The organism is Pseudoalteromonas sp. SK18 (assembly GCF_001974855.1).
Taxonomy (GTDB): domain Bacteria; phylum Pseudomonadota; class Gammaproteobacteria; order Enterobacterales; family Alteromonadaceae; genus Pseudoalteromonas.
On sequence record NZ_MTQB01000005.1, the window covers coordinates 174,519 to 185,789 of the forward strand.

The window sequence follows — 11,271 nt, forward strand, 5'->3', positions numbered from 1 at the left end:
ATCAGCTATCAGCTATCAGCTATCAGTCATAATTTACATACGTAAACCTTAATAGATTTGAATTAAAAAACACCTAGTTTAATTTTTAGTCTAGTTCAAAGCTTTACGTGTTATCAAAATTAAAATTATCTTTCAAAGCAGCTTTCGTTGACCTGTGGCTAAGTCATAACGCCGCAGATGTAAAAACTTTATCTTTATAGTCAAGTGCTAGGGTAAGTCGCTGTTATTGACACAAGCGGTTTCAGAGCTTCTTATGCTGTATCTGTTTTACTACAAAGGTTTGTCGCTATTAGAAAGTGACGTTACTTTATCGTTAGTGTTGTTTTGAGGCTGTTAGAATGGGTTTTGTTTATTATAAAAGTTTATTTATAATATCACGCTCATTTAAAGGGATATTTTATGATTGAAGTGATTGGCTTAAATAAGCAGTTTGCTGCTAACGTTGTTTACCGTGATTACAATAAAGTGTTTAGCAGCCAAAAAGTGTGTATTGATGCACCTAACGGTCAAGGTAAAACCACGTTACTTATGATGCTAGCGGGGCTTGAAAAGCCGCAAAGTGGCACATTTTTATTTGCAGGGGAAACACTTAAAGAGCTAGATAAACAGGTCGCTATTGCTACTGAACGTATTGCTTTACCTGATTTTTTAACTGCCAATCAAATTATACATTTATCTGTTAGTACACTCGGTTGCCCATGGCCTAATGCGATTGTTAGTGGTTTTAACTTTGGCGAATTTCTTAATACGCGTTTTGATGCATTATCCTCAGGCAATCAAAAAAAGTGCCAGTTAATTTTAGCATTAATGCGCAAAGCACCTTATCTATTACTTGATGAGCCGAGTGCAGCCCTTGATCAGGCAAGTATCCAATATCTACTCTCCTTACTTGACGCTTACTTAGCAGATAAACCAAACGGGCAAATTATTATTACTTGTCACGAACCTACTGTGTTTGTTGAACATGGGTTTGAGCGTATATCGTTATGAATATTGCACCAAGTAAACACCCATTAACTCAATATAGAGTGTTTATGGGTTACCGGTATTTAGCTTATAACCAAGAGCTTAAGCAATTATTATTACAACTGAAAAGTTTTGGGTTGTTATTTTTAGTGGTGTTAGGCTCATCGGTGTTGGGTTTTATATTGCTACTTTTTTTAGGTCTTGGAAAAATTATAGACAGTAGCGCAGCACCCCAATACGGTGCACAAATGGCTTTATTTTATTTGTTACTACAAAGTGTGATGCTCAGCGCAATGAAGTCAGCAATTAAAAATAGTAAGCAGCGGTTATTTCAGCAAACTATTGCACGATCAGTTTGGTTATATTTAGTCGATATTAAACTATTAACGCTCAGTAATGCATGGCTTATAGCCAGTGTATTAATTGCGCTAGATTTAACGCTATCACAATGGGTTAAAGTACCGCATTTTATTGTATTTATGTTGTTGCAATTTAGTTTGGGCGTTTTGTGCTTATACAAACCCAGCGCATTGATATATGGCTTTATATTTAGCACTATATTAGTGTGTGTTCCTCTTTATATGCAACCGCTTACTTATCATATGGGGTTTGCTGTGTTGTTTGCGCTGAGTCTTTTTGTCCCCGTGGTTAATATTAACGGGCGAATTGCAGTAAGTTCAATATTTGGTTTTTGGTTTTGTTATTTACTAAACCATAGCTGGGTAATTGTTTGGCGCGTGTCGCTACTTTTATGTGTATTTATGGCATCAGCGGCACTAATAAACGAACGTGCTGATTTGCTACCTATACTCGTAGTGTTAACCATGGCTTTTATTGTGCTCTTTAGTAGTTCTTTGCAATTTGATTGCGGTAAAGTTCACGAGCAGTATCGATTGTTTTTTAAAACATGCCAGCGAGAACGTGCCTTTTATATTAGCCAGTTTTTACCTAGCCTATTGCTGTTTTTAGTAGCAACGATAAGTTATAGCGTTATTTTTGGTCACATTCATATTGCATTATTTTTTATTGGTAATATGTGGTGTGTAATACAGGTTTACTTTGCGCAAAAAAAACCAGCGCATTATGCGCTGGTTTGGCTAATTTTAGCAGGGTTAATGCTAGCTTTACTAAATTAGTTAAGCTGCATCTGCCTTTTTAGATTTCGCTTTGCTATTACGCGCTGCTTTGCCGGCAAGTAAATCTGCAGGGTCAAAGTCATCAACGTTAATCACATCTAGACGTGCTTTCTCAACTGCAGCGAGCTTATCGGCTTCTGCTTGGCTTAAAATGCCTGCTTCTAAGCCCATTTGCGCCACTTTATCAAGCTGGAAGAATGGTAGTTTTACGCCTTTTTCTTTACATACACGCTCAAACAATGGCTCTACTTCTAGAACGTCTTTAAGCGTTTGCTCTTGACGGCCCACAAGGTTAAGCGGTTCGTTTGTAAGGTATACATAGCTTGCTAAACGATTACGTGTTTCGCTAGGAACTTGCAATAACTGCGCTAGTTTGTGCTCAAGTTTGTCGGTAGGTTTACGAACCGGACGACCAAACGGGAATAACAATACTTTTAAAACACCACGTAGTGGAGCCGACGGCATGTTATTAATTAAATCAGCAAGTGCACGTTGGCAGTGGTAAAGATGATCCTGACAGCTCCATTGAACTAGTGCAAAATCTTCTTTCTTACGGCCTTCGTCGTTGTAACGTTTTAGCGTTGCAGACACTAAGTAAAGGTAACTTAATAAGTCGCCTAAACGTGCTGAGATACGTTCTTTACGTTTAAGTGAACCACCAAATACGGCCATGCTAATATCTGACATAAGTGCTAAAGAGGCACTAAAGCGAGACGCAATACGGTAAAACTCTGCCGTTTCGTCTTTGTATGGCACGCTAGTAAAACGAGCGCCAGTAAGGGCAAGCCATTTAGTACGTACTAAGTTAGACATGGTAAAGCCAATGTGGCCCATTAGCGCTTTATCAAATACGTTAAGCGCTTCTTCGCGGTCTTCAATTTCACACGCACCTAGCTCGGTAAGTACAAATGGATGACAGCGAATTGCACCTTGACCATAAATAATCATATTACGGGTCAAGATGTTTGCACCTTCAACGGTAATGGCAATAGGTGCACCTTGATAGCCACGACCCAAATAGTTATTTGGCCCAAGCATGATCCCTTTACCGCCTAGCACGTCCATTGCATGAATGGTTGAATCGCGCATTTGCTCGGTAAGGTGGTACTTAATAATCGCCGACACAACGGATGGCTTCTCGCCTAAATCAACCGCACCTGTTGACATACTAACAGCAGCGTCTGAGCTGTAAGCATAACCAGCAAGTTTAGCCATTGATTCTTCAACCCCTTCCATTTTACCAATAGGTAAGCGGAATTGACGACGAATACGGCTATAAGCACCTGTTGCTACTGCAATCATTTTAATGCCACCGGCTGAATTTGATGGCAATGTAATTGCACGACCAACCGATAAACATTCAACTAGCATACGCCAGCCTTGACCAGCCATTTCTGGGCCGCCAATAATGTAATCAAGTGGAACGAAAATATCTTTACCGCGAGTAGGGCCATTTTGGAACGGCACATTAAGCGGGAAGTGACGACGACCAATTTCTACCCCTGGGGTATCTGTTGGAATAAGCGCACAGGTAATGCCAGGCTCTTTAACATCGCTTAATAATCCATCTGGATCTTGTAATTTAAATGCTAGGCCAAGAACCGTAGCTACAGGCGCAAGCGTAATGTAACGTTTGTTCCATGTAAGGCTTACACCCACTACTTCTTCGCCATTCCATTGCCCTTTACATACTACACCGTAGTCTGGAATTGAGCTTGCATCAGAACCCGCCTCTGGCGAGGTAAGTGCAAAACATGGAATTTCTTGACCGCTTGCTAAACGCGGTAAGTAATGATTTTTTTGATCTTCAGTACCATAGTGCTGTAATAACTCACCCGGACCTAACGAGTTAGGTACACCAACAATTGACGAAAGCAATGTTGATTTACTGGTTAGCTTTTGCAGTACACACGATTGTGCAAATGCAGAGAATTCTAAGCCGCCATATTCCTTTTTAATGATCATGGCAAAGAATTTATTATCTTTTAGATATTGCCATACATCCTGAGGTAGATCGGTAAGCTCATGCGTTGCTTCCCAATCGTCCAGCATGCTACACACTACTTCAACAGGGCCGTCGATAAATGCCTGCTCTTCAATAGTGAGTTTTGGAACCGGGTATTGGTGAAGCTTTTTCCAATCTGGATTACCACAAAATAAATCCGCTTCCCACCAGGTAGTACCCGCATCGATTGCTGACTTTTCGGTGTCAGACATGCTCGGTGTTACTTTTTTAAAGATAGTGAAAATAGGTTTGATAATGTATTGCTGGCGAATACCAGTAACAGAAAGAGGCACTGCGATGATTAAAAAGATCACCCAGCTAATTAAACCAAAAGCACCGGCAAAGGTACCAATTAATAATGTTGCGGCAGAAACACCAAGTGCTGTGTTCCAACTCGCTCTGTGGTAAAGCGCAATGCTGAGCAGTGCGATTAAACCGAGTGTAAATATGAGTGTCATTGCTAATTCCTTAATAGAGGTCAGACCACCTCGTTTAGAGTAGCGCTAGTAACGCTAAGTTTCAAGTACATTACTTAGATTAAAGTGTAGTTATCGGTACGATTATTACAATGCGTTGTATGTTATACGAACAGTTTGGCTGTAATCGTTTATTTCGGCTTATCATAAAAAATATAAGCGTTAAAAAAATCAATTAATCTAGTAGTAATATAAGTTTAATTAAGTAAATATACTTATGATAATCAGTGTACGCTTATTAAAAATAGAACGATATTCTATGTTTAGCTTTTTAAAGGTTTATTTATTTTATGTGTGAATTACTTGGCATGTCAGCCAATGTGCCAACGGATATTTGTTTTAGTTTTTCAGGGTTGTTGGAGCGTGGTGGAAATACGGGGCCGCACAAAGACGGCTGGGGCATTACTTTTTATGAAGGTAAAGGCTGCAGAACCTTTAAAGATCCAGAGCCAAGTTACCAGTCAGAAATAGCAAAGCTGGTAAAAGCGTACCCAATTAAAAGTGTATCGGTTATTAGCCATATTCGCCAAGGAAACCGTGGTCGGGTATGTCTTGAAAATACCCATCCGTTTACTCGAGAGTTGTGGGGGCGCGAAATAACCTATGCACATAATGGGCAGCTCTCAAATTATCACGATTTAAAAACAGAGTATTATCGCCCAGTGGGTAACACCGACAGCGAGCTGGCATTTTGTTGGTTGCTCGACAAAATTCGTGAAAAATACCCAAAGCGTCCAAATAATATGGCGTCGGTATTTAGATATGCCGCTAAGCTTTCGCATACATTGCGTGAAAAGGGCGTATTTAATATGTTATTGACCGATGGTGTATTTGTTTTAGCGTATTGCACTAATAACTTACACTATATAACGCGCCGTGCGCCATTTGGTAAAGCAACCTTGATTGATGCCGACATGGTGGTCGACTTTCAACAAGAAACCACGCCAAACGATGTAGTAACGGTTATAGCAACAAGACCATTAACTAATGATGAGCGCTGGCAAAAAATGCAGCCAGGAGAGTTTGCGTTATTTAAAATGGGTGAATTAATGTAGGTTGGCTAGCTAGAGTGAAACGAAACCCAACTCAAAGTTACAAATTGATAAAGTGTATAAGTATTAAAAATGAAAAACCCAAGTTATGGTTGTCACACTTGGGCCTTTCGTCCTGCATCTTGTAAACAAATTTACTCTGGTGTTATTTCGTTTTTAACTTGTGCAGGTAGAGCCGATGGGTTGATCACGGTAAACGATTTCATCTGTACTTCAAACTGCTCAACACCTTTTTCACCTTTCCACATGCGCACTAACATGTAATCCATTTCTGGGGCAAACCAGGCTAAGGCTTGGCGTTTATCGTTATCGTATAAGCGTTTAACTTTTACTGCTTCTACATTACCTATAGGCAAAGAAATCATTTCGGTTTCTACCACTTCAAAGTCGTAGTCACGGCAATTACCTTTTTTATCAACTAACGGAAACGAGAAACTAGTTTTGCCTTTTTTAAGGCCTTCACGAACTTGTACTTGATAAGAAATACCATCTTGGAATTTATCTTCCCATTGGCATTTTAACGGGTAATCGCTGGTGTTACTGGTAACCGTTTTGGTTTGACGGTCAAAGTTAATTTCATACTTTTTGTCAGGCCCTGTGCCTGTGCGGATCATAGCGTATTTAATAGGCTCTACTTTATCATTAATAAAGCTAAAGGTTGATGATTCTTGACGTGAGTCAGAGAAAATCATCCATTCAATATCGCTGTGATAGGTGACTTGATAGTTATCATTGTCGAGTTTTTTAAGCGTCCGCTCGGCTGTACCATGATTTGCGCCTTTGCGCAAAATATCGTAGCTGGCTTGATACTGGGTTAACTCACCTGCAACCAGGCTGGTAGGCAGTAATAAAGTGCCCGCACAAAATAGCCAGGCACTTAATTTTTTATTTTGGGTAGTGCGCGCCGTGTGCAGGAAGTTGTTTTTCGTCAAGAACTGCATAATCTGCTTCCATCGTAAGTCGTTGTTCACTGAACCACTTGACCACCAAAGGATAAATTATGTGCTCTTGTGCATGCACACGTTTAGCGAGTGTATCTGCAGTATCGTCTGCTAATACAGGCACCTTGGCTTGGAGAATAACGGGCCCGCCGTCTAATTCTTCAGTAACAAAGTGAACACTAACGCCGTGAACGTCGTCTTTTGCATCAATTGCTCTTTGGTGGGTATTCAGCCCCTGGTACTTAGGCAACAAAGATGGATGAATGTTCAACATTTTTCCAACATATTTTTGCACTAAGCTAGGAGTTAGAATACGCATAAACCCAGCTAATACAACTAGATTTGGTTCAAAAGAGTCAATTATATGCATTAACTGGGCATCGTATGCTTCGCGGGAGTCAAACTCTTTATGACTCAGTACTTGCGTTGCAATGCCTGCATTTTTTGCACGCTCTAACCCATATGCGTCTGCTTTATTACTAATAACAGCCGCAATATGAGCGTTTATCTCGCCGCTTTCACAGGCATCAATAATGGCTTGTAAATTTGAGCCACTGCCTGAGATCAAAACTACTAGACGAGTGGGTGCCATTACGCAGCACCACCTACAATTTCAACTTGCTCTTCGCCTGCAACCGCATCTTGAATTTCACCAAGGTGCCATGCATTCTCGCCAAGATCTTTTAAAATGTTTAAGCTGTTTTCAAGTTGATCAGCAGGTACAACTAACACCATGCCCACACCACAGTTAAATGTACGGTACATTTCATGAGTGGTAATGTTGCCATTTTCTTGTAACCAGCTAAACACAGAAGGCCACTGCCAGCTATCACCTTTAACAACCGCTTTTGCAGATTCAGGTAATACACGTGGGATATTTTCCCAAAAGCCGCCACCAGTAATATGCGAAAGAGCATGCACGTCTACTTGCTTGAATAACTCAAGTAATGGTTTAACGTAAATGCGTGTTGGTTCTAAAAGATGCTCACCTAAGGTTTTGCCATCAATCACTTGGTTAGTATCAGCGTTAGACACTTCTAATACTTTACGAATTAGTGAGAAACCGTTTGAGTGTGGACCACTAGAAGCAAGCGCAATTAGCTGATCGCCTGCGGCTACTTTAGTACCATCAATAATTTTAGATTTTTCTACTACACCGGTACAAAAGCCTGCCATGTCGTAGTCTTCACCATCATACATACCTGGCATTTCAGCTGTTTCGCCACCAATAAGGGCACAACCTGAAATTTCACAACCTTTACCAATACCGGTTACTACGTCGGCTGCTGTGTCTACATCTAGTTTACCCGTTGCGTAGTAATCTAGAAAAAACAGGGGTTCAGCGCCTTGAACTATTAAATCATTTACACACATAGCAACTAAGTCGATACCTACGGTATCATGCTTTTTAAGGTCAATTGCTAAACGTAACTTAGTACCAACACCATCGGTGCCTGCTACAAGTACGGGTTGCTTATAACCTTCAGGAATTTCGCAAAGTGCGCCAAAACCACCAATTCCGCCCATCACTTCAGGACGACGAGTTTTTTTAACTACGCCTTTAATACGCTCAACAAGTGCATTACCAGCGTCGATATCTACGCCCGCGTCTTTATAGCTTAGAGACTGTTTTTGTTCGCTCACAGGTTTTCCTCAAAATAGTTGTTTTGATGCTTACTTAGAAACGCGCGTATTTTACAACAATTGCAAGGGCGCGGCTAGTTGAAATCTGGATTTGATTTTAAAGACAAGGACACTTGTCCGCTAGTTGCTGTATTAGTAAACAAAAAAGCGCCCAACGGCGCTTTTTTAATAATAAAATAAACCTTAATATCGCAATTAGGCTTTAGCTGTGAGTATTGCTCTAAGTGGAGCAGGGTAGCCTTCAATGGTTTTACTGGTGTCAGTAGGGTCTAAAAAGTCAACTAAAGATTCGTTTTCCATCCAGTCAGTTTTACGCTGCTCGTCGAGCGTTGTAATAGCACAATCTTTAATTTGCACATCTTTAAAGCCAACACGTTCCATCCACAATTTTAATGCCGCAGTGCTTGGAATAAACCATACATTACGCATTTTTGCGTAGCGGTCGGTCGGTACTAAAACGGTGTTTTCATCGCCTTCAATAACTAAAGTTTCAAGTACTAGCTCACCACCAGGGCGAAGCTGTGCCTTTAATTGCGCTAAAAAGTCGATAGGTGAGCGACGGTGATAAAGTACTCCCATCGAAAATACCGTATCAAATGCTTTAAGCTCTGGCAGGGCTTCTACACCTAATGGTAATAAATGCACGTTTTCATCAGGGTTGAAGTGTTTAATTGCCTGAAACTGGCACAAAAATAAGTCAGATGGGTCAATACCCACCACAAACTGTGCACCTTCACCGCGCATACGCCATAAGTGATATCCCGAGCCACAACCAATATCTAATACAGTACGGCCTTTTAATGGCTCAATATGCGGTAGGAGTCGATCCCATTTCCAGTCACTGCGCCATTCTGTATTAATATCGATACCGTGCACATTAAATGGACCTTTTCGCCAAGGCATCATGCGTTTTAATAAATGCGTGGTTTGCTTTTTTTCGCCTTCAGTCATTTCGCCAGGCGCGCCTATTGCTACTTTGCTGACAATATCAACTTGGTTTGTTGATACCTCAGGTAAGTTTTTTAGTACTTTTTGCCATTGAGGCAAATCGCCATGGCTGGCCTCTTGTTGCCAATGCTTTAATTGCGCAGGCAAGGTTTCTAGCCAGTGGCTAAGTGGGCTTTGTGCAATAGCAGCGTAAAATTGGTTAAACCATGCAGACATGTGTCACTCTCTAAATTATTTAATTGCTACCATTGAGCAAAAATTAAAACATTGATACCACACTTGCGTTTGGCTAAAACCAATGTCGCTTAAACGTTGTGTATGTGTGCTAAGTGTATCGGGGCGCATTACGTTTTCAATGGCGGTACGCTTTTGGCTTATTTCTAGCTCAGAGTAGCCATTATGACGTTTAAAGTCGTGGTGCAAGTCAATCAGTAAGTTATCACATTGCTCGTTTTCGGCTTTAATTTTTTCACTTAATAGCAAAACGCCACCGGGCTTTAAATTAGCGTATATTTTTTCAAGTACCGCTTTGCGCTGCGCAGGTGGAATAAACTGCAGAGTAAAATTCATCGCTACTACTGAGGCATTTTGAATATCAAGCTCGTTAATATCACCTAATGTAACCGTTACAGGAACGTCTGATCTAAACCCTTGTAAATGGACCTTACAACGCTCCACCATGGCTTGTGAGTTATCTACAGCAATAATATGACAGCTATCAGTTTGAATATTACGGCGCATACTTAGGGTAACCGCCCCTAACGAGCAGCCTAGGTCATACAAATTTGAATTTGGCTGAGCATACTCACCAGCTAATTTTCCCATGGTACTTACTATGGTGGCGTAACCGGGTACCGAGCGTTGGATCATGTCGGGAAATACTTCAACCACGTTTTGATCAAAACTAAAGTCTTTTACTTGTTGCTCAGAGGCATAAATACTGTCTTTTATACTCACGAAGGCAGTCTCTTTGAAAATAATAGTGCTATTTTAACATTTTATGCTGGATAGTCAGTGATAAATTCAGTAGCTTGACTAGAATTATGAAGAATAAGTATAAAAGAGATTATTAAATGAGCAAAAGTAAGGTTATTAGTACCGACGATATATTAGCAACATTATGCCACTCAGTAACGGGTGTACTTTCATCAGCCAGCGGCAACGAGATCAGCTATTCAGCCATGGTGCAAAAAATTACCCGCACATGTATGCGACCAGACATAGGTTGTTTTGTTTTATTTGACGGGGGCTTTACCGGCTTAGTTGTTACCAACTTTACGGCGCAAGCGGCGATGGAAATTTATGGCGATTACATGCGTAATATGGGCATGCCAGAAGACGAAATCGCGCATAGTCACTTATCTGATGACGTTTCAAACGTGATGGGTGAGTTGATGAACCAAATAGTGGGCGACTTCACGTCAAAAGTGCGTGAACAGCTACATACCTCTATTACCCAAAACCAGCCAAAAATGATGGCTATTAATAAGCAAGTGCAAATATCGGTTGATACCACTATGGATCGCCCGCAAGCTCGCCGTGTAACGTTTACTACCCGCAATCAAAATATCTTCTATTTAGAATTAGCGATGGATAAAACAGAGTTTATTAAACTTCACGATTTTGACATTGTAGAAGCTGTAGACCCAGACGACATTATCGCAAACGAAGCCAAGCAAAAAGCGGATAAAGAAAAAGCAAAACAGCCAAAGCAAGATGATAGCGACGACGACTTTATGGCCGAATTAGGGCTTTAATGTTTTTACGTAGGTTGGGTTGAGTGAAACGAAACCCGACGAGCTAGCTGTCAGTTTTTAGCTATTAGTGGTAAGTTAAAAAGTTACTCAAATAAAAAAGTGCGATTTGAAATCGTACTTTTTTATTTGAGTTTATTTTATATACTTTTTATCTTTACTCATTTTGTTTATTTCTTCCTTCCAATTTATTGCAGATTTTTGAACCGCGTTTAACTCCTTTGTAGTGGTCAACTAATTTTGGCCACAGTTTTAGAATCTTGGTATCTAACCTCAGATTCATTTGGCGCTAAACCAGCATTATAATGATGTGGCCTAACGTTGTTGTAATATCCGTTGATATAATCAC

Annotated in this window: 10 protein-coding genes; 4 read left to right on the forward strand and 6 right to left on the reverse strand. The window is 40.5% G+C overall.

Features of this window, described 5'->3' with window-relative positions; translation table 11 throughout:
• The first annotated feature begins 399 nt into the window (after positions 1 to 399).
• Together BW139_RS06095 and BW139_RS06100 are read left to right on the forward strand one after the other, a co-directional pair.
• Complete coding sequence (locus BW139_RS06095; protein ID WP_076919031.1) at positions 400 to 990, forward strand: ATP-binding cassette domain-containing protein; 591 nt, start codon at positions 400 to 402, stop codon at positions 988 to 990.
• Positions 987 to 2,102 carry a DUF6136 family protein gene (locus tag BW139_RS06100; RefSeq protein ID WP_076919033.1) on the forward strand — a complete coding sequence of 372 codons (1,116 nt, stop codon included), beginning with the start codon at positions 987 to 989 and terminating at the stop codon, positions 2,100 to 2,102. Before BW139_RS06095 ends, BW139_RS06100 begins: the two co-directional genes overlap by 4 nt.
• Here BW139_RS06100 and fadE read toward each other — a convergent pair whose 3' ends face one another.
• Entirely contained in the window at positions 2,103 to 4,565 is a 2,463-nt protein-coding gene (gene fadE / locus BW139_RS06105; RefSeq protein ID WP_008111724.1) for an acyl-CoA dehydrogenase FadE, read from the reverse strand.
• Between the two features lie 308 nt (positions 4,566 to 4,873).
• Between fadE and BW139_RS06110 the strand changes: the two genes are divergently transcribed.
• Positions 4,874 to 5,638, forward strand: a complete 765-nt coding sequence (locus tag BW139_RS06110; RefSeq protein ID WP_008465236.1) for a class II glutamine amidotransferase — start codon at positions 4,874 to 4,876, stop codon at positions 5,636 to 5,638.
• Positions 5,639 to 5,769: 131 nt separating this feature from the next.
• Here BW139_RS06110 and BW139_RS06115 read toward each other — a convergent pair whose 3' ends face one another.
• From BW139_RS06115 to cmoA, 5 genes are all read right to left on the reverse strand, one after another.
• Positions 5,770 to 6,567: a DUF3108 domain-containing protein gene (locus BW139_RS06115; protein ID WP_008465234.1), complete on the reverse strand. Its 798-nt coding sequence runs from the start codon at positions 6,565 to 6,567 to the stop codon at positions 5,770 to 5,772.
• Positions 6,521 to 7,168 carry a phosphoribosylglycinamide formyltransferase gene (gene purN, locus BW139_RS06120; protein ID WP_008111647.1) on the reverse strand — a complete coding sequence of 216 codons (648 nt, stop codon included), beginning with the start codon at positions 7,166 to 7,168 and terminating at the stop codon, positions 6,521 to 6,523. The genes BW139_RS06115 and purN overlap by 47 nt, the downstream gene beginning before the upstream one ends.
• Positions 7,168 to 8,220: a phosphoribosylformylglycinamidine cyclo-ligase gene (gene purM / locus BW139_RS06125; RefSeq protein ID WP_008111645.1), complete on the reverse strand. Its 1,053-nt coding sequence runs from the start codon at positions 8,218 to 8,220 to the stop codon at positions 7,168 to 7,170. Before purM ends, purN begins: the two co-directional genes overlap by 1 nt.
• Before the next feature lie 195 nt (positions 8,221 to 8,415).
• Entirely contained in the window at positions 8,416 to 9,384 is a 969-nt protein-coding gene (gene cmoB, locus BW139_RS06130) for a tRNA 5-methoxyuridine(34)/uridine 5-oxyacetic acid(34) synthase CmoB (RefSeq protein ID WP_010391439.1), read from the reverse strand.
• 15 nt (positions 9,385 to 9,399) lie between these two features.
• Positions 9,400 to 10,125: a carboxy-S-adenosyl-L-methionine synthase CmoA gene (cmoA, locus tag BW139_RS06135; protein ID WP_008111640.1), complete on the reverse strand. Its 726-nt coding sequence runs from the start codon at positions 10,123 to 10,125 to the stop codon at positions 9,400 to 9,402.
• Between the two features lie 116 nt (positions 10,126 to 10,241).
• On the opposite strand from cmoA, the gene BW139_RS06140 reads away from it, so the two are divergent.
• Positions 10,242 to 10,925, forward strand: coding sequence for a DUF3334 family protein (locus BW139_RS06140; RefSeq protein WP_010391441.1), 684 nt, complete (start codon positions 10,242 to 10,244; stop codon positions 10,923 to 10,925).
• Positions 10,926 to 11,271: the final 346 nt, after the last annotated feature.

Coding starts and splice junctions, on each gene's coding strand:
- BW139_RS06110 (WP_008465236.1), top strand. CDS start 4,874: ATGTGTGAATTACTTGGCATGTCAGCCAATGTGCCAACGGATATTTGT.
- fadE (WP_008111724.1), bottom strand. CDS start 4,565: ATGACACTCATATTTACACTCGGTTTAATCGCACTGCTCAGCATTGCG.
- BW139_RS06095 (WP_076919031.1), top strand. CDS start 400: ATGATTGAAGTGATTGGCTTAAATAAGCAGTTTGCTGCTAACGTTGTT.
- BW139_RS06140 (WP_010391441.1), top strand. CDS start 10,242: ATGAGCAAAAGTAAGGTTATTAGTACCGACGATATATTAGCAACATTA.
- BW139_RS06100 (WP_076919033.1), top strand. CDS start 987: ATGAATATTGCACCAAGTAAACACCCATTAACTCAATATAGAGTGTTT.
- purN (WP_008111647.1), bottom strand. CDS start 7,168: ATGGCACCCACTCGTCTAGTAGTTTTGATCTCAGGCAGTGGCTCAAAT.
- cmoB (WP_010391439.1), bottom strand. CDS start 9,384: ATGTCTGCATGGTTTAACCAATTTTACGCTGCTATTGCACAAAGCCCA.